Source organism: Pseudomonas multiresinivorans (genome assembly GCF_012971725.1).
In the GTDB taxonomy this organism is placed as follows: Bacteria; Pseudomonadota; Gammaproteobacteria; order Pseudomonadales; family Pseudomonadaceae; genus Pseudomonas; species Pseudomonas multiresinivorans.
Window position 1 is genome coordinate 3095746 of the sequence record NZ_CP048833.1, and the last position, 22957, is coordinate 3118702.

The window sequence follows — 22957 nt, forward strand, 5'->3', positions numbered from 1 at the left end:
GGCCTGAGTTAGCTCATTAATGCATTTAAAATACTATTAATATTCCAATGAAGAATATATCGAAGCCCTATCGCCTTGCTCTTCCCCCGCCGCGCCTGGGGTTCTCGCGGCCGTCCTGGCACTGGCTCCAGGCCGGCTTGCCGTGGTTGTTGCCGCTGACCCTAGGCGTCCTCTGGTGGATCGCCAGCCATCGCCACTGGATGTCCGCGCAGATTCTGCCGACACCGGAACTGGTCCTCCAGGCCGGCCGCGAGCTGCTCGCCGGCGAGCTGTGGCAGCAGTTGGGCGTCAGCCTCAAGCGCCTCGCCTGGGGTCTGCTGGCTGGCATTTTCAGCGGGCTCGCACTGGGCGCCTGGCTCGGCTTCAGCCGCCTTGCCGAGCGCCTGGTGCTGCCCACCTTCAGTGCCCTGGCGCAGGTCCCGACCCTGGCCTGGATTCCGTTGTTCATGCTGTTCTTCGGCATTGGCGAGTTGCTCAAGCTGGTGGTGCTGATCAAGGCCATTATCGTGCCGGTGACGCTGCACACCCTCGTCGGCGTGCGCGATGCCCAGCCGCGCCTGCGCGAGGCCGCCGCCGTGCTGCGCCTGCCGCGCCACCTGCTGCTGTGGCGGTTGATCCTGCCGGCGGCGCTTCCCGCGTTCCTTACCGGTGTGCGCCTGGCGCTGGCGCAAGGCTGGACCTCACTGCTGGCCGTAGAGCTGCTGGCTTCCAGCGAAGGCATCGGCTACCTGATGGTGCAGGCGCGGCAGCTGTTCATGCTCGACATCGTGTTCGTCTGCATCCTGGTCATCGGTCTGGTCGGCGCGGCGATGGACAGAGGTATCCAGGCCCTGGACCGGCGCCTGGTGCACTGGCCGCAGCAGGCCGCCGGGGAGCTCCGCCGGGGAGCGCTCCGTCGCAGCGGCGCAGGGCAGGGGTGGCAATTTCTGCAGCCGTGGCTGTTGCCGCTTGGCCTGCTGGCTATCTGGCAAGCAGCGAGCGCGGGGCAGTGGGTCGATCCGGCGATCCTCGCCAGCCCCGCGGCGGTGGCCGTCGCGCTGTGGGATGGGCTGCTGGACAACAGCCTGACCACTGCACTGTTCGCCAGCCTGCAACGCACGCTCGCCGGATTGCTGCTGGGTGGCTCGCTGGGCTTCCTGTTCGGCCTCGGGCTTGGCCTGTGGCGCCCGGCGGAGCGGCTGCTCGGCCCGTCCTTCGCGGCGCTGCGGCAAGTGGCAATCTTCGCCTGGGTGCCGCTGCTCACCGCCTGGTTCGGGCTGGGCGAGCTGGCCAAGGTGGTGTTCGTCGGCCTGGCCGCGTTCTTTCCGCTGCTGCTGGCGACCCAGCGCGGCATCGCCAGCCTGCCGGCGCAACTGACCGAGGCGGCCATCGCGCTGCGCCTGTCGCCCTGGCAACGGCTGCGCCGACTGGTGCTGCCCGGCGCCGCGCCTTCGGTGTTCGCCGGGGTGCGCCTGGCGCTGATCTACGCCTGGCTCGGCACCATCGGCGCCGAGTACTTCATGCCCTCGGACGGCGGTATCGGCAGCCTGATGATCGGCGCGCAACAACTCTTCCGCATGGACCTGGTCGGCGCCGGCATGTTGCTGGTGGGCCTGACCGGAGCTCTGCTGGCTGCCGTCGGCCAGCGCATCGAAGCGCGGGTGACGCGCTGGAGACACGCATGAACGCATTCGCTTCCCCGGCCCTGGTGAGCTTTCGCCAGGTCGCCAAGAGCTTCCCCGTGGACGGCCGCGAGCTGCAGGCCATCGAGCGCTTCGACCTGGAGATCGCCCACGGCGAGTTCATCGCCATCGTCGGTGCCAGCGGTTGCGGCAAGTCCACCTTGCTGCGCCTGCTGGTGGGGCTCGACCGCGAGTTCCAGGGCGAGATCCGCATCGACGGCACACCCATCGATGGCATCGGCGGGGAGCGCGGCATCGTGTTCCAGGAGCACCGTCTGTTCCCCTGGCTGACCGTGGAGCAGAACGTCGCCCTCGGTCTGGTCAACGAACCGCTGAGCGAGACCGGCAAGGCTGCCAGGGTCGCCGATTATCTCCAGCTGGTGGGCCTGACGGCCTTCGCTCGAGCCTACCCGCACCAACTCTCCGGCGGCATGGCGCAGCGCGTGGCCATCGCTCGCGGGCTGGTGGCCAGCCCGCGCATCCTGCTGCTGGATGAGCCATTCGGCGCCCTGGATGCGCTGACTCGCCAGCAACTGCAGGAGGAACTGCAGCGTATTCGCCAGCGCGAACGCATCACCACTGTGCTGGTGACCCACGACGTGGAAGAGGCGCTGTTCCTCGCCGACCGCGTGGTGGTGATGGCTCCGCGGCCGGGGCGGATCAAGCGCATCGTCGAGGTGCCGCTGGAGCACCCGCGCGAGCGCGGCGGCTACGACTTCCTGCGCCAGCGCGAGGCGCTGCTGCACGAGCTGACGGGAGAGGGCGACTACGTCGCGCCGCAGCTCAAGCGGGTGGAAGACCTGCCGTTCGAGTTCATTGCCTGCTGATCCAAACACCAAACCCTGTAGGAGCGAGCTTGCTCGCGAATCGCCCCGCAGCGGGGTTTCTTCGCGAGCAAGCTCGCTCCTACATAGAACACCCACCTACCGAGCCCGACCATGAGCAAACGCCCCAACTTCCTCGTCATCGTCGCCGACGACCTCGGCTTCTCCGACCTCGGCGCCTTTGGTGGCGAGATCGCCACGCCACACCTGGACGCGCTGGCCCTCGAAGGCCTGCGCCTGACCGATTTCCACACCGCGCCGACCTGCTCGCCGACGCGCTCGATGCTGCTCACCGGCACCGACCACCACATTGCCGGCATCGGCACCATGGCCGAGGCGCTGACGCCGGAGCTGGAAGGCAAGCCGGGCTACGAGGGTTACCTGAACGACCGCGTCGTGGCGCTGCCCGAACTGCTGCGCGAGGCCGGCTACCAGACGCTGCTGTCCGGCAAATGGCACCTGGGCCTGAAGCTCGAACAGGCGCCCCATGCGCGCGGCTTCGAGCGTTCCTTCTCGTTGTTGCCGGGCGCCGCCAACCACTACGGCTTCGAGCCGCCGTACGATGAGACCACGCCGCGCATCCTCAAGGGCACGCCGGCCCTGTACGTCGAGGACGACCAGTTCATCGAGGAACTGCCGGCGGACTTCTATTCCTCCGACGCCTTCGGCGACAAGCTGATCGACTATCTCAAGGAGCGCGACCAGAACCGGCCGTTCTTCGCCTACCTGCCGTTTTCCGCGCCGCACTGGCCGTTGCAGGCACCCAAGGAGGTGGTCGACAAGTACCGGGGCCGCTACGACGCCGGCCCCGAGGCGCTGCGCCTGGAGCGCCTGGAGCGGCTCAAGCAGCTGGGCCTGATCGACGCCGACGTGCAGGCGCATCCGGTACTGGCGATCAGCAAGGAGTGGGCGCGCCTGAGCGACGAGGAGAAAGCGAAATCGGCGCGCGCCATGGAGGTCTACGCGGCGATGGTGGAGCGCCTGGACTGGAACGTCGGTCGCGTCGTCGAGTACCTGCGCCAGCAGGGCGAGCTGGACAATACCTTCGTCCTGTTCATGTCCGATAACGGCGCCGAAGGTGCGTTGCTGGAGGCCTTCCCGCGCTTCGGCCCGGACCTGCTGAGCTTCCTCGACCAGCACTACGACAACAGCCTGGAAAACATCGGCCGCGCCAACTCCTACATCTGGTATGGCCCGCGCTGGGCCCAGGCAGCCACCGCACCGTCGCGGCTGTACAAGGCCTTTACCACCGAGGGCGGCATCCGAGTGCCGGCGCTGGTGCGCTACCCGGCGCTGAAACGCCAGGGCGAGGTCAGCCACTCGTTCTCCACCGTGATGGACATCACCCCGACCATCCTCGACCTGGCCGGCGTGCGCCATCCGGGCAAGCACTGGCACGGCCGCGAGGTCGCCGAAGTGCGCGGCAAGTCCTGGCTGGGCTGGCTCTCCGGCGAGACCGAACAGGCCCACGACGAGAAGACCGTCACCGGCTGGGAGCTGTTCGGCATGCGCGCCATCCGCCAGGGCGACTGGAAGGCGGTGTACCTGCCGGCGCCGGTCGGCCCGGCCACCTGGCAGCTCTACGATCTGGCCAACGACCCGGGCGAGACGCGGGACCTCGCCAAGAGCGAGCCTGCGCGCCTGGAGGCGCTGATCGAACACTACAAGCAGTACGTCAACGAGACCGGTGTGATCGACGCGCCGCCGCCGTTTCTGGCGCGCTGAAGGTCGGCACCCCAGCGCCCTTTCCTGCCTGCGGTCTGGCGGGAGGGGGCGTTGAAACGCATACGGCACGAAAAGCCGGTAGCCGCCCGACTGCTCGGACTGACGGCGGCACCGGCATGCGCTTCGAGCCGGGCTGGTCACTTCGCTGCTGTATCTTGCTCGCTCATGCGGGCCCATCCTTGAGGCCGTCCTGGTGGGCGGCGGACAGGTGGGGTTCCTGCCGGCTGTCCTCCGGTTCGATGTCCACCCATTCCTCCAGTGACTCCTCGCGGGTCACTTGCGGATCGGGGTCGGGGATATCCACGGGGTTTTTCATGCTCACCTCGCTTGCCGGGCCTGTTTGTCGGCAAGGGCGCGCAGGCGTACACCGGCCACCACCACCTTGCGCGGCCGGTGGGTCGGGTTGACGGGGACGAAGGTCTGCAACTCGATGCGCTTGAGGAACCAGTCGACGTTGTCCTCGTCCAGCGGCCCTTCCACGGTCATCAGGTCGCGGCGGATGCGCTCCACCAGGTTGTTCAGCAGCACGGCGCTGGATTGCTCTTCCTGCTGGATGACCCGAGAGATGAGGCGCTTGCCCGCGGCATTGCGCAGGTTGATCAGCAGCGTACCGTCGGGCCTGGTGGCGAATTGGGGACGGTAGTCACTGAACAGGTGGCTCAGGTGCTCGATGGCGGCATTGCGGCAACTGGACATGTCTTTCCCTCCCGGTGGTTGGCAGAGGCCGGAGCGCCGGCCTGAGCCAGGAACCTCGCATCAGCCATGCCAGGCCGGGGAAAGCTGTTTCATCCGCTTAACAGGTTGTTATTGCTGCAAATGCCCAGCGCATACTGGCCAATGGTCATTTGCAGGATGCAAGAGCGCACCAGCAGGGGGCTGGAAAATGCACGGCCCGGCGCATCGCCCGCCCTTTAGCTCGGCACGCCTTCCGTCTGAAACCCGCATCGATTTGAAGTGTGTATTCGGCCGCCAGTACCGCTTGCCATGGCTGGCGCTCCGCCCGCCATGGCCGGTGAGCCTTTGGTGCCTGGGCCAATCGCCAGCATTTCTCTCAGGCGCTCGGGCAGGCAGGGTTCAGCCAGAGGAGAGGAGGTGGCCATGACGCAGTTGCGACGCCTGGATGTGGAAGCGGTTCTCCACGAAGCCTATCCGCTGTTCGATTTCTCCTGCTTCCGGGAGGCAGGCGGCCGCTATTCGATCCGCTTCGGCAGCCAGTTGGCGGATATGCCCTGTGTCACCGTGGTCGGCATCCACGGCGATGAGTTGAGCAGCGCCGGACGCGTCCGCAGCCTGGGCCTGGAGCTGATCGACAGTTTCATCGATTCGTAGCGGACGTCACGCCTGCTTGAGCATCGGGACCGGCGCGCGGTGGCGAGCGAGCGGGCCGCTGACCACCGCTCGGGCATCAATGATGATTGCGGCTCAAGGCGCAGGCCGCAGCCAGCAGGCCTGCGGCTGCGGCCAGTATTGCCGCCGTCTGCCAGGGATGTTCGCCGGCATATTCGCTGCCGGCACGGATGGCCCGGCGACTGCGGTGGATCAGGTGTTCACTGGTCTCCCGGCTCTGGTCCACCAGATCGCGCAATTTCGCCTTGAACGCCGGGAGCTGGTCGGCCGTCAGGTCCCGGCCGCTGACCAGCAGGCTTTCCAGGTCATCGACCAGTGATTGCAGTTCCTGCACGCCGCTGGTGCGGCTGGAGGGGAACCATCGATAGCTGCCCATGGGGTGTCTCCTTGTCTGTTCGGGGTGGAAGGGGCGCGGAGGGGGCGTTCGGCTTCGCTGTGCTGCTCGACAGTATTCCGGCACCGCATGCGTCGAGCCCCGGACGCGCTACCTCGCGCTTTCGCCAATTGGCGGAGCCATTCGGAAGAGTCCGACGCTCGCCAGCCGTTCACTGATTCTGATGAGTGGAACCTGACGGTTGGCGCCCGGCGTGCTTGAGTGCAGGAGGCGCTTGCAGGCATCGGGTCACGGCGAAACGGGTGCGAGCAGGTGCGACAATTGGCGGCAGTGCGTGGGGGCGCGCAGCGATGATCCCTTGTGCGAGGATGCCGCCCGCCACGCCACGAGCACTTCAACGAACCGGGGGATTGCAGCCGATGATGATCCGCGACTTTCGCAACGACGACATGGACCGGGTGCTGGATATCTGGCTGCGAGCTTCGCAGCAGGCTCACGACTTCATTCACGCCGACTTCTGGCGTGAACGCCTGCAGGACATGCGGGAGATCTACCTGCCGGCCGCTGCCTCGCGGGTCGTCGAGAACGATGGCTGCATCTGCGGTTTCTACAGCCTGCATGAAGGCGCACTGGCGGCCTTGTTCGTCGCCCCGGAATGCCAGGGCAAGGGCATCGGCTCGGTCCTGCTGAGTGACGCCAAGATCCACCTGCCGATGCTGGAGCTGGCGGTCTACTCCAACAATTCCGGCGCCGTGGCCTTCTACCAGCGGCACGGCTTCGTCGTGCTGGAGGAGCGGCAGGACGAGCACACCGGCCACCCTGAAACCCTCATGGGCTGGACGGCGCGGGCGATTTCCTGCGGGTGCTAGGCGGGAGAGGTGCGCCGCGGGCTACCAGAAACTGCTGGCGTGCCGGCTGGACGCATAGTCCAGGTGCAGGGCGAATGCGCTCTGGAAGAACTCCAGGAGGCGGGTGTCCAGCACCAGTTCGTTGAGTGAGGCGATAGAGCCGATCACCTGCTTCACATCGGCGTCGGTTTCCCCGCAGCGGTTCTCATGGCAGAGACGCTGGGTCTGCGGGTCGGCGCTGATGCGGCAGATGCATTCGGTGGTGCGGCAGGAGTTGCGTACCTTCAGGCTCAGCTCCGGCAGGTCGCGGCGGCCATCCAGCAATTCCACGCTGCATTCCAGGCCATGCCGGCGGGCGAATTCGCTGGCACGTGCGAAGGCAGGCAGGGCCACTGCCACCAGGGCGTTCTGGTAGGTGTCGGCGAAACTCTCAGGGTCAGCGCTCATCCGGTTTCTCCTGGGCTCAATGCACAAATCCCGGCGCATGGCGGGCCGGGCTAGTGTGATGGACCACGGAAGGTGCGGCTTGCGCGATGGCTCGGCGGATTTTCCGCCGAGCGGTTGCACGGTTGGGCACCTCAGGCGACAGCCGGCATCTCTGCTTCGGCGCGCAACGCCTCGATCACCGCCGGGCGTGTTCCGACCGCCTGGCGGAAGCGGCGGATCGCCGGATAAGCGCCCAGGTCGACCTTCAGCTGTTCGGACCAGCCCAGCACGGTGAACAGGTACGCATCGGCAATGCTGAAGCTGTCACCGGCAACCTGGCCGTTCGCTGCCAGCACCTGTTCCAGGTAACCCAGGCGCCGGGCCAGTTTCGAGCGAAGAAGGTCCTTCACCGGATCGGGGATCTCGCTATCGAACAGCGGGCTCATCCCCGCGTGCAGTTCGCTGCCGATGAAGTTCAGCTGCGCCTGAAGGTGCGTGCGCGCAAGCGTGCCGTTGGCGGGTGCGAGGCCCGCATCGGGTTGCAGGTCGGCGAGGTACTGTAGAATCGCCGCGCCCTCGGTCAGCACAGTGCCGTCTTCCAGCTGCAGCGCCGCTACATAGCCCTTCGGATTGATGCGGTAGAAGTCCTGGCCATCGGCGGTGCGCTTGGTCCGGTTGTTCACGCGCACCAGCGAGAACGGCAGGCCCAGCTCGCGCAGAACGATGTGCGCCGCGAGAGAGCAGGCGTTGGGGGCGAAGTAGAGTTTCATCGGGTCGGGCCCTGGTTTGAAGTGGGCCGCCAGTATTCCCGACCCCGATGCGGCACGTAAGAACGCACTTTTTTGTGGCTTGGGCACAAAAAGGTTACCGGGAAGGACAGATGAAGAAGAACGTTTCGGGCTGCTCGGTCGAAGAAGCCATGCGTGTGATTGGCGGCCGCTGGCGCCTGTTGCTGGTGTCGTACCTGCTCGATGGCAGCAAGCGCTTCAACGAGTTGCGCCGCGACATGCCGGAGATTTCCCAGCGGGTGCTCACCGCCGAACTGCGTGCGCTGGAAGAGGCAGGGCTGGTGATCCGCACCGTCTACCCCGAGGTTCCGCCCCGCGTCGAGTATTGCCTGAGCGCCGACGGCGAGCGGCTGCGGCCGGTGGTGGAGGTGGTGAAGACCTTCGGTCTGTGGCTCAAGGCAAGGCCGGAGGCGCAGGAGGCTGTATAGCCAGATGGAGTGCTCCTGCAACTGAGCTGCGGGAATACTACGGGTTGCACCTTTTCCAGCGCTGGCACGAACACTGCTTTCTACCTGCCGTCCGGCCGGCCCTCGCGGGTTGCAGCCGGGCGAGGCCGTTGGTGTGCTCCGTTTGGTAGCGCCGGGTGTGGGAAATGTCACCGGTTGCACCGGATTCGCGCGTACGACCAAAGGCTTGTTTTTATTGGGTTGCACCTGGTTGCACCTTGTAATTCGGCGGTATAACCTTGCGCCGTTTTCAGGCACACCTTCTAACAACAGGAAGCCCCATGGCCACCACCACCCTTGGCGTGAAGCTCGACGACGCCACCCGCGAGCGCCTCAAGCTGGCTGCCCAGCAACTCGACCGTACCCCGCACTGGCTGATCAAGCAGGCCATCTTCTCCTACCTGGAGCAGGTGGAAGGCGGCCTCACCCCGGCCGAGCAATCCGGCCTGGCTGCGGCGGCGGGCGATGAGTCGCTGGATTCGCTGAACGAACAAGGGTTGCAGGTTTTCCTCGATTTCGCCGAGAGCATCCTGCCGCAGTCGGTGCTGCGCGCGGCCATCACCGCCGCCTATCGCCGCCCGGAAACCGAAGCGCTGCCGATGCTGCTGGACTTGGCCCGCCTGCCCAAAGAGCAGGCTGGCGCCGCCAACAAGATGGCGTTGGGCATCGCCGAGAAGCTGCGTAACCAGAAGAACGCCGGTGGCCGCCAGGGTCTGGTGCAAGGCTTGCTGCAGGAGTTCTCGCTGTCTTCCCAGGAGGGCGTGGCGCTGATGTGCCTGGCCGAGGCGCTGCTGCGCATCCCGGACAAGGCCACCCGTGATGCGCTGATCCGCGACAAGATCAGCAACGGCAACTGGAGCCAGCACCTGGGCCAGAGCCCGTCGATGTTCGTCAACGCCGCTTCCTGGGGCCTGCTGATCACCGGCAAGCTGGTCTCGACCCACACCGAGACCGGCATGTCCTCGGCGCTCAACCGCATCATCGGCAAGTCCGGCGAGCCGCTGATCCGCAAGGGCGTGGACATGGCCATGCGCCTGATGGGCGAACAGTTCGTCACCGGCGAGACCATCGCCGAAGCCCTGGCCAACGCGGCCAGCATGGAGTCCAAGGGCTTCCGCTACTCCTACGACATGCTCGGTGAAGCCGCGCTGACCGAGGAAGACGCCCGTCACTACCTGGCGTCCTACGAGCAGGCCATCCATGCCATCGGCAAGGCCTCCCATGGCCGTGGCATCTACGAAGGCCCGGGTATCTCGATCAAGCTCTCGGCGCTGCACCCGCGCTACAGCCGCGCCCAGTACGACCGCGTGATGGACGAGCTGTACCCGACCGTGCTTGGCCTGGTGAAAATGGCCCGCGACTACGACATCGGCATCAACATCGACGCCGAGGAAGCCGACCGCCTGGAAATCTCCCTCGACCTGCTCGAGCGCCTGTGCTTCGAGCCGTCGCTGGCAGGCTGGAACGGTATTGGCTTCGTCATCCAGGCCTACCAGAAGCGCTGCCCGTACGTGATCGACTACGTGATCGACCTGGCCAAGCGCAGCCGCCACCGTCTGATGATCCGCCTGGTGAAGGGCGCCTACTGGGACAGCGAGATCAAGCTGGCCCAGGTCAACGGCCTGGAAGGCTACCCGGTCTACACCCGCAAGCCGTACACCGACGTTTCCTACCTGGCCTGCGCGCGCAAGCTGCTGGCCGTGCCGGAAGCCATCTACCCGCAGTTCGCCACCCACAACGCCCACTCGCTGTCGGCCATCTACCAGCTCGCCGGGCAGAACTACTACCCGGGCCAGTACGAGTTCCAGTGCCTGCACGGCATGGGCGAGCCGCTGTACGAGCAGGTCGTGGGCAAGATTGCCGTCGGCAAGTTCAACCGCCCGTGCCGCATCTACGCACCGGTGGGCAGCCACGAAACGCTGCTGGCGTACCTGGTGCGCCGCCTGCTGGAAAACGGCGCCAACACCTCCTTCGTCAACCGCATCGCCGACCACAGCATTTCGCTGAAGGACCTGGTACTGGACCCGGTGCTGCAGGTTGAGCAGATGGCTGCGCAGGAAGGTACCCTGGGCTTGCCGCACCCGCGCATTCCGCTGCCGCGCGATCTTTATGGCGATGCCCGCCTGAACTCCGCCGGCATCGACCTGGCCAACGAACACCGGCTGGGTTCGCTGTCCTCGGCACTGCTGTCGAGCACCAACCATGCCTACGTCGCCGAGCCGATCCTCGGTCTGGCCGATGCGGCGCCGGGCGAAGCGCAACCGGTGCGCAACCCGGCCGACCTGCGCGACGTCGTAGGCCACGTGCGTGAAGCCAGCGAAGCCGACGTGAACAATGCCATCCTCGGCGCGCTGTCCAGCGCGCAGATCTGGCAATCGACCCAGCCGTCCGAACGCGGCGCCATCCTGATGCGCGCCGCCGACCTGATGGAGGGCGAGATCCAGTCGCTGATGGGCGTGCTGGTGCGCGAGTCGGGCAAGACCTTCGCCAACGCCATCGCCGAAGTGCGCGAGGCCGTCGACTTCCTGCGCTACTACGGCGCCCAGGCCAGCACCCACTTCGCCAACGACAGCCACCGCCCGCTGGGCCCGGTGGTCTGCATCAGCCCGTGGAACTTCCCGCTGGCGATCTTCAGCGGCCAGGTAGCCGCCGCTCTGGCCGCCGGCAACACCGTGCTGGCCAAGCCCGCCGAGCAGACCCCGCTGATCGCCGCGCAAGCCGTGCGCATCCTGCTCGAAGCCGGCGTACCCGCCGGTGCCGTGCAACTGCTGCCGGGCCGTGGCGAAACCGTCGGTGCCCGCCTGGTGGGCGACGAGCGCGTGCGTGGCGTGATGTTCACCGGTTCCACCGAAGTGGCCGGCATCCTCCAGCGCAACATCGCCGGGCGCCTCGACGCCCAGGGCCGTACTATCCCGCTGATCGCCGAAACTGGTGGCCTCAACGCGATGATCGTCGACTCCTCGGCGCTGGCCGAGCAGGTGGTGGTGGACGTGGTCAACTCCGCCTTCGACAGTGCCGGCCAGCGCTGCTCCGCGCTGCGCGTGCTGTGTGTGCAGGAAGACGCTGCCGACCGCGTGATCGCCATGCTCAAGGGCGCCATGGCCGAGTACCGCGTCGGTGCGCCGGAGCGCCTGCACACCGACATCGGCCCGGTGATCGACGAGGAAGCCAAGGGCAATATCGACAAGCACATCCAGGTGATGCGCGACAAAGGCCGCAAGGTATTCCAGAGCGCCCGCGTGGATGCCGAGGAAATCAAGCGCGGCACCTTCGTCGTGCCGACCCTGATCGAGCTGGAGAGCTTCAGCGAGCTCAAGCGCGAAATCTTCGGCCCGGTGCTGCACGTGGTGCGTTACGAGCGTGCCGAGCTGGACCAGCTGCTCGCGCAGATCAACGAATCCGGCTACGGCCTGACCCTGGGCGTGCACACCCGCATCGACGAGACCATCGCCCAGGTCGTGGGCAGCGCCCACGTCGGCAACCTGTACGTCAACCGCAACGTGGTTGGCGCCGTGGTCGGCGTGCAGCCCTTCGGCGGTGAAGGCCTGTCCGGTACCGGTCCCAAGGCCGGCGGCCCGCTGTACCTGTACCGCCTGCTCTCGACCCGCCCGCAGGAGGCGGTGGCCAACCAGCTCAAGGGTGACGGCGCGCAGGCGCTGCCGCGTCCGAAGGATGCCGAGAAGGCCCTGGAAGCACTCGCCCAGTGGGCGCAGAAGGACACCGCCCTGGCGGCGCAACTGGCCGGCTATGTCGCTCTCTCGCAGAGCTTCACCCAGCAGGTGCTGACCGGCCCGACCGGCGAGCGCAACAGCTACACCCTGCTGCCGCGCGAGCACGTGCTGTGCCTGGCCGAAGACCGCTCCGACCTGCTCACGCAGCTGGCCGCAGTGCTCGTGGTGGGTAGCCGTGCGCTGGTCGCTGAGGCCAATGCCGCCGTGGTGAAGGAACTGCCGAAGGAAGTCGCCCAGCGCATCGAGCTGGTCGCCGACTGGAGCACGACCGACAAGGTGTTCGACGCCATCCTGCACCACGGCGATTCCGATCAGCTGCGCGCAGTGTGTGAACTGGCTTCGCAGCGCAAGGGCGCCATCGTCGGCGTGACGGGGCTGAACCGCGGGGAAACCGATATCCCGCTGGAGCGCCTGCTGATCGAACGCGCGCTGAGCGTCAACACCGCTGCCGCCGGTGGCAACGCCAGCCTGATGACCATCGGCTGACGTCGATGCCGCAAGCGCCTCACCGGGCGCTTGCGGCAAGCTTTCGGCCGCGCCTGCGGCCATCCGGCCTGCCAGCCTTTCGGGTGGGGCTATCCGCTCCCGGCAGACCGTTCCCCTCGCGCCTTCGGCGCAAACCGTTTCGGGCTTCGTGCCCGGCACAACGGCGGAGCTACCCGCTCCGCCGCTTCCTTTCCCTGGGTTTCAGGCCGGCGCCGCGGTGCGGGTCAGTTGCTCCAGCAGTTCCAGGTCGGTACTCATGCCCGAGGTCTCGCGGATACGCGCGAGGATCTGCTTCTTCAGGGCGATGAATTCCGGAGCCATCTTCATGTCCTGATTCCGCTCGGCGGGCAGCGGCACCTCGTAGACGCTGTCGATGCGTCCGGGACGCGGCGCCATCAGCACCACGCGACCACCCAGATAGATCGCCTCGTCGACGTCGTGGGTGACGAACAGGATGGTGCTGTTCTCCAGCCGGTGCACGTGGCGGATCAGGTCGTGCATGACCTCGCGGGTTTGCGCGTCCAGCGCGCCGAAGGGCTCGTCCATCAGCAGTATCTGTGGCTTGGGCATCAGCGCGCGGGCAATCGCCACGCGTTGCTGCATGCCGCCGGACAACTGGCTGGGGTAGGCCTGGGCGAAGGCCGACAGGCCCATCAGGTTGAGCAGCGCGTCGGCGCGGCCGCTGGCCACTTCTATGTCCGCGTCGCCGCGCACGGTGTCGGAGACCACCTTGAGCCGGCGGCAGAACTTGATGTTCTCCATTACCCGCAGCCATGGGTACAGGCTGTAGTGCTGGAAGACCATGGCGCGGTCGATGCCGGGGCCGTCCACGGCGCGGCCGTCGACGAGGATTTCGCCGCCGCTGTGGCGCTCCAGCCCGCCGATGCTGCGCAGCAGGGTGGACTTGCCGCAGCCCGAGGCGCCAACGAAGGTGACGAACTCGTTGGCGCGGATATCCAGGTTGATGTCCTGCAGTGCCTGCACATGGCGGCCCTGGCTGCTGAAGACCTTGTCGACGTGGCGGATGGCGATCTTGCTCTGGCTCATGCCGGTTACCTCTTCATCCAGGGGAAGGCCGCCCGGCCGAGCCAGCGGAATGCCTGGTCGGTGAGCAGGCCGATGACGCCGATCAGCAGGATGCCGGCGAAGATCTTGTCGGTCTGCATGTAGCGCTGCGCCTTGAGGATGGCGTAGCCGAGGCCCGAGTTGGCGGCCACCAGTTCGGCCACCACCAGGTAGGTCCAGGCCCAGCCGCAGGTGATGCGCAGGGTGTCGAGCAGCGCCGGGCGCGCCGAGGGCAGTACCACCAGCTTGATGATTTCCGCGCGGCTGGCGCCCATGGTCTGCGCCGCCTCGATCTGCGCCATGGGCACCCGGCGCACGTCCTCGGCGACCATCAGCACCATCTGGAAGAAGGTGCCGATGAAGATGATCAGCACCTTGGAGCCTTCGTCGATGCCGACCCAGAGCATCACCAGCGGGATGAACGCCACCGCCGGCATGTAGCGGATGAAGTCGGTGAGCGGTTCGAGGAACGCCTGCACCGGGCGATAGGTGCCGATGTACAGGCCGATGGGAAGGGCGATCACCGCCGAGGCGAGGAAGCCGCCCATGACCCGGTAGACGCTGATGGCGATATCGCCGACCAGGCCTTCGTCGCTCCACCAGTGGCCCAGGCGTGCGAGCACGGCGTCGGGGCTGGGGAAGAACATCGGGTTGGTCAGCCCCAAGGCGCCGCAGGCCCACCAGAGCACCACGGGCAGCAGCAGGCCTGCGCTGGCCAATGCCCAGAAGGCGCCGCGCGGCAGGTCGCCGCGAATCACCCACCAGTGCTGGCGGGCAGGTTGCGCCAGTGGGCGCGGCAGGGGTTGGTGGGCGGTCATGGCGTCACCTCCTCGGGGAGCAGGGGCAGTTCGCAGGGTTGCCAGCCACCGACGGGCGGCGTGGCGCCGAGGCTGTTCAGCCAGGTGGCGTCGGCCAGCAGTTCGGGGTGGTCCGGATCGACTGTGGAGGACAGCAGGTCGGCGCCGATGCGGGAGGGCAGGGTGGACAGTTCGATCTTCCAGGGCGTTTCACCGCCGTGGTGGCGCCCGAACGACAGCTCGAAATCCAGCAACTCCGGGTGGTCGCTGTCCAGCAGGGCGGCCAGTGAGTCGGCCATCGGCAATGCCTGGCGGCGGCCGGCGGCGAACAGGAAACAGTCGCCGGCCAGCAGCAGGCAACCCTGGCGGCCATCTGCGGCGCTTAACCACACGCCGCGATTGCGCCCGATGGATTCCGGCAGGCGCTCCCAGACTTCGTGGTAGCTGCCATCCAGGCCGTCTTCCAGCACTTTTTCGCTGCTTTCGAAGTGCATCCGCCCGATGTCCTCGCCGCCATTGGGTGGCTGGAAGTCGATTGCCCGGTGCCACTGGCAAATGTCGCCGGTGATCTCGGTGATACCGGCGAATCCCGCCTGGGCGGCCATTGCGCTGGGTGATTGAGGCGCGGGCAGGGGAATGCGCAGGTCGGCGAACAGGCGCTCGGTCTGCAGCCAGTAGACGCGGGTGCTGGTGTCGCGGACGCCCGCCGTGGTGGTCAGCAGGGTGCGTTGCCAGACGCCGAGGTAGGCGGGCGGCACCGGGGAAACATTCAGGCCAGGCATGCGTTTTCCTCCCATTCGACGAGTACGCTCCGGCTGTCCAGCACCCGGCCGAACAGGCCGCCTTCCACCTCGACCATCGCCAGGGCGGCAGCGTGCAGTTCGGCACTGGGCGAGCCGCAGGCATCGCTCACCAGAGTACAGGCATAGCCCAGTTCCACCGCCGCGCGCAGGGTGGAGGAAACGCACACTTCGGTGGTCACCCCGCACAGCACCAGGTGGCCGATGCCGCGGCTGCGCAGCAGCAGGTCCAGGTCGGTGTAGGCGAAGGCGCTGTAGCCGGGCTTGTCGATCACCGGTTCGCCGGTCAGCGGGCGCAGTTCATCGATCAGGTCGTGGCCGTACTCGCCGCGCACCAGCAGGCGGCCCAGCGGACCCTGGTGGCCGATCGGCGCACCGGCGAACTCGGCGCGGTGGCGCTTGCTGGCGTGCAGGTCGCTGAGATCGGCGCGATGGCCTTCGCGGGTATGCACCACCAGCAGGCCAAGGCTGCGGGCGCTGTCCAGCAGCCGGGAGATGGCCGGAATCGGCGCGCGCAGGCGGTCGATGTCCAGCCCGGCCTGATCGGCGTAGCCGCCGGGGGCGCAGAAGTCGCGCTGCATGTCGATGACGATCAGGGCGGTGCTCACAGGCGGAACTCCTTGCGCACGGCCTGGGCGATGCCGCCAACGATGTCGCGGGCCATACGCAGGCCCTTGTCGGCGCTGGAGCCGCGCGCCGAGGAGAGCACGCCCGACGGCGGCACCCACTCGGTGCGGCTGGGGTACATGTCGTAGGGCGGGAAGTCGGCGGGGCCGTCGTCGGGGATCAGGTCCAGGCGCACGAGGTTGGGCAGGTAGTGCAGCATCAGCGAGGTCTCGATCACCGCCGCGTGCTCCAGGGCGAAGCCGGGGAAGCCGTCGGGGAAGACGTCATTCAGAGTGGTCTCGCTGCAGAAATCCCAGTGCTCCAGGCGCATCACTTCCAGCGGGCTGGAAGGCCCCAGTTCGCGCAGCGCGAGCTGGATGCCTTCGGTGACGAACCATTGGTTCTCGTAATGGCCGTCCACCAATACCAGGCGGGTCACGCCGTGGCGGGCGAACTCGCGCACGGCGTCGCGGACCAGCGCAATCAGCGTCTGCCCGTCGAGGCTGGTGGTGCCGCAGAAATGCTGGCCGCCGCCGCACTTGGGCTGCGACTTGTAGCCATAGGAGAGCGCGGGCGCGACCAGCCCGTCGACCTGCCGGGCGACGTCTTCGCACAGCGCGCTGGCCAGCAGCGCGTCGGTGCCCAGCGGCAGGTGCGGGCCGTGCTGCTCGGTGGCGCCGCAGGGCAGGAATACCACGGGGGATTGCTCGCGCACCCGGCGCGCGTACTCGACCCAGCTGAGCTGGTCCATCCGGACAGTCATGATTCGGCCTCGCAGAGAGTGGGGGAAGGTTCGGGTGAAGGGCGCGCGGCGATCAGTGCCGCGGCCAGTACCAGCGAGCCGCCGAGCCATTCGCGCATGCCCAGCTCGCGCTCGCCGATCCAGGCGGCGGTGAGCACCGCCACCAGCAGTTCGATCACCACCAGCACCGCAGCGCGGCTCGCCTCGACATGGCTGAAGCCGTATTGCGCCGCGCCCATGGCGGCCAGCCAGAACAGGCCGAAGGCGGCCAGTTGCAGCCATTGCTGCGCGTCTACGGCCGGTAGAGGTGTGCCTTGCAGCCAGCAGAACAACCCGCCCAGCACGGCGCTGCCGATGAAGCCGACCACCGCCTTGCTGGTCAGCGGCACCTGCTCGGCGGCGCGGGTGGCCAGGTTGTTCAGGGCGAAGGCAAAGCCGGCGGAGAGCGCCAGCCAGTCGCTGGCGCCCAGCGGGCGGAAGGTTTCGCGGCTGACGCCCAGGGTCAGAGCGATGCCGCACATGGCCAGTAGTAGCGCGCCGAGGCGTGGCGGGGTGAGGCGTTCGCCGAACAGCACTCGGCCGCCGATCAGACCCCATACCGGCGCCAGATAGAACAGCAGCATGGCGCGCACCACGTCGCCCTCGGACAGCGCCGCCACCAGCCCCGCCGTGGCCCAGCCGCCGAACATGCAGATAGCCAGCAGGGCATTGCGTTGTGGCCACCATTGCCGGCGCTGGCGCAGTACCAGCGGAATGGCGACGAGGCTGAGCAGCCCGTAGGTGCAGAGCACCACCGGCATGCCGGACAGGCCCTGGCCGGCGAAGTGCGCCAGGGGTATCCAGCCCAGGCCCCAGAGGCTGGCGCCGAGCAGCAGGACGACCTCCGCGCGCATCACGCGCCCATCCAGGCGCCGCCATTGGCGCCGAGCATCTGGCCGTGGAAGAAACTGGCTTCGGGCGAGACGAGGAACAGCACGGCCGCCGCGATTTCCTCGGGCTTGCCCAGGCGACCGGCGGGAATCGCCGTTTCGCGGGCGATCATCGCTTCGCTCATGTGCTCCACCGAGACCATCGGCGTGTCCACCGGCCCCGGCGCCACGCCGTTGATGCGGATGTGCGGGGCGAACTCGCGGGCCAGCGCCTTGGTCAGGCCGATCACTCCGGCCTTGGCCGCGCAATAGGCGGCGTAACGCTCGCGGCCGAGCTGGCCAAGTTCCGAGGCGATATTGACCACGCAGCCATCCTCGCGCGCCTGCATGTGCGCCAGGGCGTGGCGGCAGCAGCGATAGACCGCCGTGAGGTCGACGCCGAGCAGCGCGGCCCAGTCGTCCTCGCTGGTGTCGAGAAAAGGTTTCTCCAGGATGATCCCGGCATTGTTCACCAGGATGTGCAGGTCGCCCTCGGCAAGCACGCGGGCGAACAGGGTCTCGACCTGCTGCGGCGCGGAAACGTCAGCTTGCACCGCGTAGGCCCGTCCGCCCGAGGCGGTGATGCTCGCCACCAGTGCGGTGGCGGCTTCGGGTTGGTCGAGGTGGTTGATCCATACCGTCGCACCGGCTCCCGCCAGCGCCAGGGCGATGGCGCGGCCGATACCCTGGGTGGCGCCGGTGACCAGCGCGGTCTGTCCTTCGAGCGGTTTCATCAATGCATGACCTCGCCATGGCTGACCGACAGCGCCTGGCCGGTGAGGGCGGTGGCCAGCGGGCTGCCGAGGAACAGGAAGGTGCCGGCCAGGTCCGCCGGCGTCAGCAGTTCGGGCACTGCCTGGGCGGCGAGTATCTGCGCCAGTTCCTCGGTTTCGCTGCGCCCATTGGCGGCGGCCATCACCGCGAGCGAGCGCATGGCCGCCTCGGTGGCGATCCAGCCGGGACACACGGCGTTGACGCGGATACGCCGTGGCCCGAGCTCCCAAGCCAGCGAGCGAGTCAGGCCGATCACCGCGTGCTTGCTGGCGACATAGGCGGAAAAGCCCGGCACGCCCTTCAGGCCCCAGATCGAAGCCTGGTTGATTACGCTGCTGCCGGCCTTGAGGCTCGGCAGCAGGGCGCGGGTCAGGCGCAGCATCGAGGCGACGTTGTTGTCCAGCAACGCCTGCCAGCGGCTGTCCGCTTCGCCATCCGGGTCGTCCAGCGGCGTGGCGTATTCCACGCCGGCATTGTTGATCAGCACGTCCAGCGGCGTGTCTTCGCGACCTGCGGCGAAAGCAGCGATGGCCGCGCTGTCGCCCAGGTCCAGGGCGTGGCTGCGCACATCGCACAGCGCTGCCAAGTCGTCGACAACTGCCGCCAAGGCAGCGGCGTTGCGGTCCAACAGCTCCAGTGTCGCGCCCTGTTCGGCGAATGCCCGCGCCAGGCCCTTACCGATGCCGCTTCCGGCACCGGTGATGAGCACGCGTTTGCCCCGGTAGTCGATCATGCTCAGACCGCCGTCAGGAAGGAGACGCCCACGGCGCCGTAGAAGCCGTCGGCGCGGTCCTTGCCCTCGGGCGCCACCTCGCCGTAGTGGTCGTCGACCACGCGGCGCAAGCGGTGCCGATGGAAGCCCTTGAACAGCAGGTGCATCGGCAGAACCTGGGCGTAGCCGTCGCCATACAGCTCGTGGTGCAGTTTGCGCAGGCGGTACCAGGGCGCCACGGGCTTCTCGTGGTGGGCGTTGTGGTAGGCGAAGTTGAGCAGCAGCAGGTCGAGCACCGGCCAGCGCACCGAGACCACGTTGGAGTAGGTGTTCATCTGCTCGTAAGTGCGGTCGCGAGACTTGTCGTCGGGGATCTTGCCGCCGTCCTCCAATACCGCGAAGGCGTCGTAGGTGTGCTGGTAGGCGTCGGTGAAGCGCAGCACGATGATCATCAGCGTCCAGGCGACGAAGTACAGCACCAGCGCCTTCAGCGAAACTGCCGCCACCAGGGCGAACAGTGCGCCGCGTACCAGCAGGGTCAGCGCCACCCGGCGGCGGTTGGCGCGATGGCGCGGGTTGTCGGTGATGAAGGGCAGCAGGATCACGTAGTAATGCATGATCAGCTCCACCGCCGGCACGTAGGCCCATTCCGCGGCCAGTACCAGGCTGCGGGCCCACCGCGGGCAGCGGGCGAGGAAGGCCTTGGTGTCGAAGGTGATCACGTCGGCGCGGTCGACGTGGTGGCGCATGTGCTTGCGGCGCAGGTCCTGGAAGCCGGCGTAGCAACTGCCACAGAGCCAGCTGCAGGCCTCGCCGGCCCAGGTGTTGTGCGCCGGCTTGGCGAAAATGGTGCCGTGGGCGAATTCGTGGATCAGGTAGGCCGCGACGATCATCGCGTGGCCCAGCAGCAGGGTGCCGGCGGCGTTGAGCAGCCAGTTGTCGGCGAACAGCAGGGCGAAGCCGGCGGCATAGCCGCCAAAGGCATAGGCCAGGGCCAGGCTGTTGGGCAGTCGGCCATCGGCGTAGCGGTACAGGGACGCGGACATGGATACCTCCGTGAGCGCTCCCGCCGTCCTGGCGGGAGCGGTGGCTGAGCGTCTTACTGGGCGAGGGCCTGGACGAATTGCGCGTCGAAGGTCTGGGCGAGGTCGGGGATCGCCGGGATCTGGCTGTTGTCCTTGAGCAGTTGGGCGATCACCGCGCCGCTGCCGAAGAAGGAGCTGGTGGCGTCGGACTTCTCGAAGTTCTTGCCCATCTCCGCCAGCGGGATGTTGTAGACCCCGGCCATCTGCTCCTTGGCCTCGGCGGCGCTGACGCCCAGCACCTTGCCGATGATTTCGGCGGACTCGTCCGGGTGCGCCTTCATGTAGGCCAGGCCGTCGGCGTAGCCCTGGATCATCGCGCTGATCGCTTTCTGGCGTTTGCCGATCACCGCCTGGTTGAACACCAGCACGTCGGTGATCAGGCCCGGTGCGTCTTTCGACGAATACACGACGTGGAACTTGTCGCCCGGCATGCCGAGGATCTGCGAGACGTTGGGTTCGTAGGTCACGCCCACTGGCAGGCTGCCCGAGGCCATGGCGCCGGGGATGCCTTCGGGCGTCATGTTCACCGGGCTGACGTCCTTGTCGCTCAGGCCGTGGCTCTTGAGCGCGTAGGCGAGCAGGAAGTCGGACGGCGAGAGCGGGTTGAAGCCGATCTTCTTGCCCTTGAAGTCGGCGACCGACTTGATCGACTTGTCCGCGACGATGGCGTCGCCGCCGTTGGAGAAGTCGATGGGCATCACCACGCGGTACGGCTGGCCCTTGGCGACGCCGCCGACCACCTGGTCGTAGGTGAGCATGCCGCCATCCAGCGCGCCGCCGGTCATGGCGGTGGGGATCAGGGCGGGATCGTTGAAGAACTGCAGCTCCACCTTGAGGCCGTGGGGCTTGTAGAGGTCGAGCTTGTCGGCGACGTAGAAGGGCGCGTAACCGGCCCAGACGACGGTGCCGATCTTGAGCTTCTCGGCGGCTTGCAGAGTCAGCGGCACGACCCCGGCGGCAGCAACCAGACAGGCACCGAGCAGGGTCTTGCGCAGGGAACGCAGGGAAAGCGGCATGGTCATGGCATTGCTCCTAACGGTTGGAAATCGGCACGGGATGACATCACGTCTCCCGGGCTTTTCTCCCGCCGTGTAGCCCTGTCCCTAGGGCCGGAAAACTCTCGGACCAGACATCCCCTCACGGAGACCGGAACCCTAGTTCGCCTGTGGTGCAACTCCAGTGTGTGCCTTGCTGCGTTCGCTCACCCGGTGGCTACCTTGCCGTGGGCGATGCATCCCGTTGCAGGGGACAGAGCAATTGAAATGCCAGTTTTCGTGAAGCGGAAAAACCACTGGGGATTTCAATTGCTTAGCTGAAATTCCCGGTGGGGAGCGGGTATTGGTGCTGCACGCGGCGGCACCAAGTCGATGCGCCTTGCCTTCTATTGAGGCATCAGGCGGTGCGCACGCTGGCGCGGCGCAGCGAGGCGGCTGCGGTGGTGACGAACAGGCCGGCGGCCAGCGCCAGTGCCACCGGCACGCCTTGCGGGCCGAGGTCCATCAGGCTGCCGCTGAGCAGGGGGCCAAGCAGGCTGCCAACGCCCCAGAGCATGCCGGCGGCGGCGTTGGCGGTAACCAGGTCGCGGCCGCGGAAGCGCTGGCCGATCAGCACCAGCGCCAGGGTGTAGACGCCACCGGCCACCGCGCCGAGCACCATCAGCGCTGGCCATAGCAGCGCCGGCTGGCCGATCAGCCAGGGCAGGGCGAGGCCGATCAGCATGGCCGCCACGCCGCACAGCAGGTGCAGGCTGGAGCGGTCGAGTCGGTCGGAGAGCCAGCCCAGCGGCATCTGGAAGAGCATGTCGCCCAGCAGGATCACCGTCGCCATGAAGGCAGCGATGCCCACCGCATAGCCGTGGCTGGAGGCGTACACGGGGAAGAGCGACAACACCACGCTGTCGAAGAAGGAGAAGAACAGCACGCCCATGCACAGCGCTGGCGCCACCCTCAGGAAGCCGGCGAGGGAGAAACTGCGCGGCTCCTCGACGTGCTCGTGGATGCCGTCCTCGGGCATGGCGAGCGTCACGGTGGCCAACGCAATCAAGTGCCCGGCGCTGACCAGCAGCACGACCCAGGGCGTCTGTGCGCCGAGCAGCGCCACCAGGGTCGGGCCAAGTAGCTGGAAGGCGGTGAAGCTGGTGGCGTACAGCGCCACGATGGTGCCGCGGTTGTGCTCGCCGCACAGTTCGTTGACCCAGGCCTCGCCGAGGATGATCGCGATGCCCATGCCGACACCCAGCGCCAGGCGCGCAGCAGCCAGCAGCCACAGGGAATGGCTGCTGAATTCGATGGCGACGGTGCTGGCGGTGGACAGCACGAAGCACAGCAGATAAAGGCGGCGCCGGCTCATCAGCTGGCAGGCGCGGTCGACCAGTGTGGCGGCGAGGATCATGCCGGCGGCGGGTACGGCGGAGAGAATGCCGATCTGCAACGCGCTGGCGCCGTTCTCCAGCAAGCGCAGCGCCACCAGCGGCAGGGTGGCGCCCAGGCTCAGGCCGACGATGGAAACGGCGAACAGCAGCACCGCCAGCAGGGGCTTGTTGAGGGTAGTCGGGGTATTCATGGAAACCTTCTCTTGCCCGGGCGCTCAAGCTGCGGGCGTGCCAATGCAAACGAGCCCGCCGGGATTCACCGGTGGGCGGAGTCGAAATGCGGAATGACCGGCGCGAAGGCGCGCGGTATCCGGCTCAGTGGCCGGTAGGCGGGGAGAAGGTGAAGGCGAAGAGGACGCTGCGACGCAGGTTCAGCACGGCATCGACCTTGCGCACGCGCGGAGGCTCCCGCAAGAGGGCGAGCGACGAATCGGCGAAGCGGCAGAACGGGGTCATGATGCGGGTGCAGCGTAGGATGTAG

General features: G+C 67.3%; 24 protein-coding genes and 1 riboswitch. Of the genes, 7 read left to right on the forward strand and 17 right to left on the reverse strand.

Annotated features, from left to right (window positions below; translation table 11 throughout):
• Positions 1-47 precede the first annotated feature (47 nt).
• The 3 genes from G4G71_RS14050 (at position 48) to G4G71_RS14060 (ending at position 4210) form a co-directional block, all read left to right on the forward strand.
• Positions 48-1664, forward strand: coding sequence for an ABC transporter permease (locus G4G71_RS14050; protein WP_240964924.1), 1617 nt, complete (start codon positions 48-50; stop codon positions 1662-1664).
• Positions 1661-2488 carry an ABC transporter ATP-binding protein gene (locus G4G71_RS14055; protein WP_169938506.1) on the forward strand — a complete coding sequence of 276 codons (828 nt, stop codon included), beginning with the start codon at positions 1661-1663 and terminating at the stop codon, positions 2486-2488. Before G4G71_RS14050 ends, G4G71_RS14055 begins: the two co-directional genes overlap by 4 nt.
• 111 nt (positions 2489-2599) lie before the next feature.
• Positions 2600-4210, forward strand: a complete 1611-nt coding sequence (locus G4G71_RS14060) for an arylsulfatase (RefSeq protein WP_169938508.1) — start codon at positions 2600-2602, stop codon at positions 4208-4210.
• A gap of 163 nt (positions 4211-4373) precedes the next feature.
• Here the strand turns inward: G4G71_RS14060 and G4G71_RS14065 are convergent, their stop codons facing one another.
• Together G4G71_RS14065 and G4G71_RS14070 are read right to left on the reverse strand one after the other, a co-directional pair.
• Positions 4374-4526: a hypothetical protein gene (locus G4G71_RS14065; RefSeq protein ID WP_169938510.1), complete on the reverse strand. Its 153-nt coding sequence runs from the start codon at positions 4524-4526 to the stop codon at positions 4374-4376.
• Between the two features lie 2 nt (positions 4527-4528).
• The gene (locus tag G4G71_RS14070) at positions 4529-4906 is read right to left on the reverse strand and encodes a DUF3509 domain-containing protein (RefSeq protein WP_169938512.1); all 378 of its coding nucleotides are present in this window, start codon (positions 4904-4906) and stop codon (positions 4529-4531) included.
• A 402-nt stretch (positions 4907-5308) separates the two neighbouring features.
• Between G4G71_RS14070 and G4G71_RS14075 the strand changes: the two genes are divergently transcribed.
• Positions 5309-5539 carry a hypothetical protein gene (locus G4G71_RS14075; RefSeq protein WP_024764727.1) on the forward strand — a complete coding sequence of 77 codons (231 nt, stop codon included), beginning with the start codon at positions 5309-5311 and terminating at the stop codon, positions 5537-5539.
• A 76-nt stretch (positions 5540-5615) separates the two neighbouring features.
• On the opposite strand, the gene G4G71_RS14080 is transcribed toward G4G71_RS14075, so the two are convergent.
• Complete coding sequence (locus G4G71_RS14080) at positions 5616-5933, reverse strand: ElaB/YgaM/YqjD family protein (protein ID WP_169938514.1); 318 nt, start codon at positions 5931-5933, stop codon at positions 5616-5618.
• Between the two features lie 377 nt (positions 5934-6310).
• Between G4G71_RS14080 and G4G71_RS14085 the strand changes: the two genes are divergently transcribed.
• Positions 6311-6760 (forward strand): N-acetyltransferase, encoded by a 450-nt coding sequence (locus G4G71_RS14085; protein ID WP_401031499.1) that lies wholly within the window; start codon positions 6311-6313, stop codon positions 6758-6760.
• A gap of 21 nt (positions 6761-6781) precedes the next feature.
• Here G4G71_RS14085 and G4G71_RS14090 read toward each other — a convergent pair whose 3' ends face one another.
• Complete coding sequence (locus G4G71_RS14090) at positions 6782-7186, reverse strand: hypothetical protein (RefSeq protein WP_169938516.1); 405 nt, start codon at positions 7184-7186, stop codon at positions 6782-6784.
• A gap of 131 nt (positions 7187-7317) precedes the next feature.
• Positions 7318-7935 (reverse strand): glutathione transferase GstA, encoded by a 618-nt coding sequence (gene gstA, locus G4G71_RS14095; RefSeq protein ID WP_169938519.1) that lies wholly within the window; start codon positions 7933-7935, stop codon positions 7318-7320.
• A 110-nt stretch (positions 7936-8045) separates the two neighbouring features.
• On the opposite strand from gstA, the gene G4G71_RS14100 reads away from it, so the two are divergent.
• On the forward strand, positions 8046-8381 hold the full coding sequence (locus G4G71_RS14100; protein WP_169938521.1) for a winged helix-turn-helix transcriptional regulator: 336 nt from the start codon (positions 8046-8048) through the stop codon (positions 8379-8381).
• A gap of 299 nt (positions 8382-8680) precedes the next feature.
• Positions 8681-12616 (forward strand): trifunctional transcriptional regulator/proline dehydrogenase/L-glutamate gamma-semialdehyde dehydrogenase, encoded by a 3936-nt coding sequence (gene putA, locus G4G71_RS14105; protein ID WP_169938523.1) that lies wholly within the window; start codon positions 8681-8683, stop codon positions 12614-12616.
• Between the two features lie 201 nt (positions 12617-12817).
• Here putA and G4G71_RS14110 read toward each other — a convergent pair whose 3' ends face one another.
• From G4G71_RS14110 to G4G71_RS14165, 12 genes are all read right to left on the reverse strand, one after another.
• Positions 12818-13663: an ABC transporter ATP-binding protein gene (locus G4G71_RS14110; RefSeq protein WP_169938525.1), complete on the reverse strand. Its 846-nt coding sequence runs from the start codon at positions 13661-13663 to the stop codon at positions 12818-12820.
• 5 nt (positions 13664-13668) lie between these two features.
• On the reverse strand, positions 13669-14499 hold the full coding sequence (locus G4G71_RS14115) for an ABC transporter permease (RefSeq protein WP_169938527.1): 831 nt from the start codon (positions 14497-14499) through the stop codon (positions 13669-13671).
• Positions 14496-15260 carry a hypothetical protein gene (locus G4G71_RS14120; RefSeq protein WP_169938529.1) on the reverse strand — a complete coding sequence of 255 codons (765 nt, stop codon included), beginning with the start codon at positions 15258-15260 and terminating at the stop codon, positions 14496-14498. Before G4G71_RS14120 ends, G4G71_RS14115 begins: the two co-directional genes overlap by 4 nt.
• On the reverse strand, positions 15248-15859 hold the full coding sequence (locus G4G71_RS14125) for a cysteine hydrolase family protein (RefSeq protein ID WP_169942665.1): 612 nt from the start codon (positions 15857-15859) through the stop codon (positions 15248-15250). Before G4G71_RS14125 ends, G4G71_RS14120 begins: the two co-directional genes overlap by 13 nt.
• Positions 15860-15882: 23 nt before the next feature.
• Positions 15883-16647, reverse strand: coding sequence for a creatininase (locus G4G71_RS14130; RefSeq protein WP_024764738.1), 765 nt, complete (start codon positions 16645-16647; stop codon positions 15883-15885).
• Entirely contained in the window at positions 16644-17519 is an 876-nt protein-coding gene (locus G4G71_RS14135; RefSeq protein WP_169938531.1) for a DMT family transporter, read from the reverse strand. The genes G4G71_RS14130 and G4G71_RS14135 overlap by 4 nt, the downstream gene beginning before the upstream one ends.
• A complete protein-coding gene (locus G4G71_RS14140; protein ID WP_169938533.1) occupies positions 17519-18268 on the reverse strand; it encodes an SDR family NAD(P)-dependent oxidoreductase in 750 nt (249 codons plus the stop codon). The genes G4G71_RS14135 and G4G71_RS14140 overlap by 1 nt, the downstream gene beginning before the upstream one ends.
• A complete protein-coding gene (locus G4G71_RS14145) occupies positions 18268-19041 on the reverse strand; it encodes an SDR family NAD(P)-dependent oxidoreductase (RefSeq protein WP_169938535.1) in 774 nt (257 codons plus the stop codon). Before G4G71_RS14145 ends, G4G71_RS14140 begins: the two co-directional genes overlap by 1 nt.
• 2 nt (positions 19042-19043) lie before the next feature.
• The gene (locus G4G71_RS14150) at positions 19044-20066 is read right to left on the reverse strand and encodes a fatty acid desaturase family protein (protein ID WP_169938537.1); all 1023 of its coding nucleotides are present in this window, start codon (positions 20064-20066) and stop codon (positions 19044-19046) included.
• A 53-nt stretch (positions 20067-20119) separates the two neighbouring features.
• A complete protein-coding gene (locus tag G4G71_RS14155; protein ID WP_240964926.1) occupies positions 20120-21127 on the reverse strand; it encodes an ABC transporter substrate-binding protein in 1008 nt (335 codons plus the stop codon).
• Positions 21128-21171: 44 nt separating this feature from the next.
• A riboswitch (guanidine-I (ykkC/yxkD leader) is annotated at positions 21172-21274 on the reverse strand.
• 223 nt (positions 21275-21497) lie between these two features.
• Positions 21498-22667 (reverse strand): MFS transporter, encoded by a 1170-nt coding sequence (locus tag G4G71_RS14160; RefSeq protein WP_169938539.1) that lies wholly within the window; start codon positions 22665-22667, stop codon positions 21498-21500.
• Between the two features lie 124 nt (positions 22668-22791).
• Complete coding sequence (locus G4G71_RS14165; RefSeq protein ID WP_169887160.1) at positions 22792-22932, reverse strand: hypothetical protein; 141 nt, start codon at positions 22930-22932, stop codon at positions 22792-22794.
• Positions 22933-22957 lie beyond the last annotated feature (25 nt).

What these genes read in the sequence shown, in the direction of transcription:
- gstA (WP_169938519.1), bottom strand. Translation starts at nt 7,935, where the DNA reads ATGAAACTCTACTTCGCCCCCAACGCCTGCTCTCTCGCGGCGCACATC.
- G4G71_RS14085 (WP_401031499.1), top strand. Translation starts at nt 6,311, where the DNA reads ATGATGATCCGCGACTTTCGCAACGACGACATGGACCGGGTGCTGGAT.
- G4G71_RS14130 (WP_024764738.1), bottom strand. Translation starts at nt 16,647, where the DNA reads ATGACTGTCCGGATGGACCAGCTCAGCTGGGTCGAGTACGCGCGCCGG.
- G4G71_RS14065 (WP_169938510.1), bottom strand. Translation starts at nt 4,526, where the DNA reads ATGAAAAACCCCGTGGATATCCCCGACCCCGATCCGCAAGTGACCCGC.
- G4G71_RS14125 (WP_169942665.1), bottom strand. Translation starts at nt 15,859, where the DNA reads ATGCAGCGCGACTTCTGCGCCCCCGGCGGCTACGCCGATCAGGCCGGG.
- G4G71_RS14090 (WP_169938516.1), bottom strand. Translation starts at nt 7,186, where the DNA reads ATGAGCGCTGACCCTGAGAGTTTCGCCGACACCTACCAGAACGCCCTG.
- G4G71_RS14120 (WP_169938529.1), bottom strand. Translation starts at nt 15,260, where the DNA reads ATGCCTGGCCTGAATGTTTCCCCGGTGCCGCCCGCCTACCTCGGCGTC.
- G4G71_RS14155 (WP_240964926.1), bottom strand. Translation starts at nt 21,127, where the DNA reads ATGACCATGCCGCTTTCCCTGCGTTCCCTGCGCAAGACCCTGCTCGGT.
- G4G71_RS14135 (WP_169938531.1), bottom strand. Translation starts at nt 17,519, where the DNA reads ATGCGCGCGGAGGTCGTCCTGCTGCTCGGCGCCAGCCTCTGGGGCCTG.
- putA (WP_169938523.1), top strand. Translation starts at nt 8,681, where the DNA reads ATGGCCACCACCACCCTTGGCGTGAAGCTCGACGACGCCACCCGCGAG.
- G4G71_RS14070 (WP_169938512.1), bottom strand. Translation starts at nt 4,906, where the DNA reads ATGTCCAGTTGCCGCAATGCCGCCATCGAGCACCTGAGCCACCTGTTC.
- G4G71_RS14075 (WP_024764727.1), top strand. Translation starts at nt 5,309, where the DNA reads ATGACGCAGTTGCGACGCCTGGATGTGGAAGCGGTTCTCCACGAAGCC.
- G4G71_RS14140 (WP_169938533.1), bottom strand. Translation starts at nt 18,268, where the DNA reads ATGAAACCGCTCGAAGGACAGACCGCGCTGGTCACCGGCGCCACCCAG.
- G4G71_RS14165 (WP_169887160.1), bottom strand. Translation starts at nt 22,932, where the DNA reads ATGACCCCGTTCTGCCGCTTCGCCGATTCGTCGCTCGCCCTCTTGCGG.
- G4G71_RS14055 (WP_169938506.1), top strand. Translation starts at nt 1,661, where the DNA reads ATGAACGCATTCGCTTCCCCGGCCCTGGTGAGCTTTCGCCAGGTCGCC.
- G4G71_RS14160 (WP_169938539.1), bottom strand. Translation starts at nt 22,667, where the DNA reads ATGAATACCCCGACTACCCTCAACAAGCCCCTGCTGGCGGTGCTGCTG.
- G4G71_RS14145 (WP_169938535.1), bottom strand. Translation starts at nt 19,041, where the DNA reads ATGATCGACTACCGGGGCAAACGCGTGCTCATCACCGGTGCCGGAAGC.
- G4G71_RS14060 (WP_169938508.1), top strand. Translation starts at nt 2,600, where the DNA reads ATGAGCAAACGCCCCAACTTCCTCGTCATCGTCGCCGACGACCTCGGC.
- G4G71_RS14100 (WP_169938521.1), top strand. Translation starts at nt 8,046, where the DNA reads ATGAAGAAGAACGTTTCGGGCTGCTCGGTCGAAGAAGCCATGCGTGTG.
- G4G71_RS14080 (WP_169938514.1), bottom strand. Translation starts at nt 5,933, where the DNA reads ATGGGCAGCTATCGATGGTTCCCCTCCAGCCGCACCAGCGGCGTGCAG.
- G4G71_RS14050 (WP_240964924.1), top strand. Translation starts at nt 48, where the DNA reads ATGAAGAATATATCGAAGCCCTATCGCCTTGCTCTTCCCCCGCCGCGC.
- G4G71_RS14150 (WP_169938537.1), bottom strand. Translation starts at nt 20,066, where the DNA reads ATGTCCGCGTCCCTGTACCGCTACGCCGATGGCCGACTGCCCAACAGC.
- G4G71_RS14110 (WP_169938525.1), bottom strand. Translation starts at nt 13,663, where the DNA reads ATGAGCCAGAGCAAGATCGCCATCCGCCACGTCGACAAGGTCTTCAGC.
- G4G71_RS14115 (WP_169938527.1), bottom strand. Translation starts at nt 14,499, where the DNA reads ATGACCGCCCACCAACCCCTGCCGCGCCCACTGGCGCAACCTGCCCGC.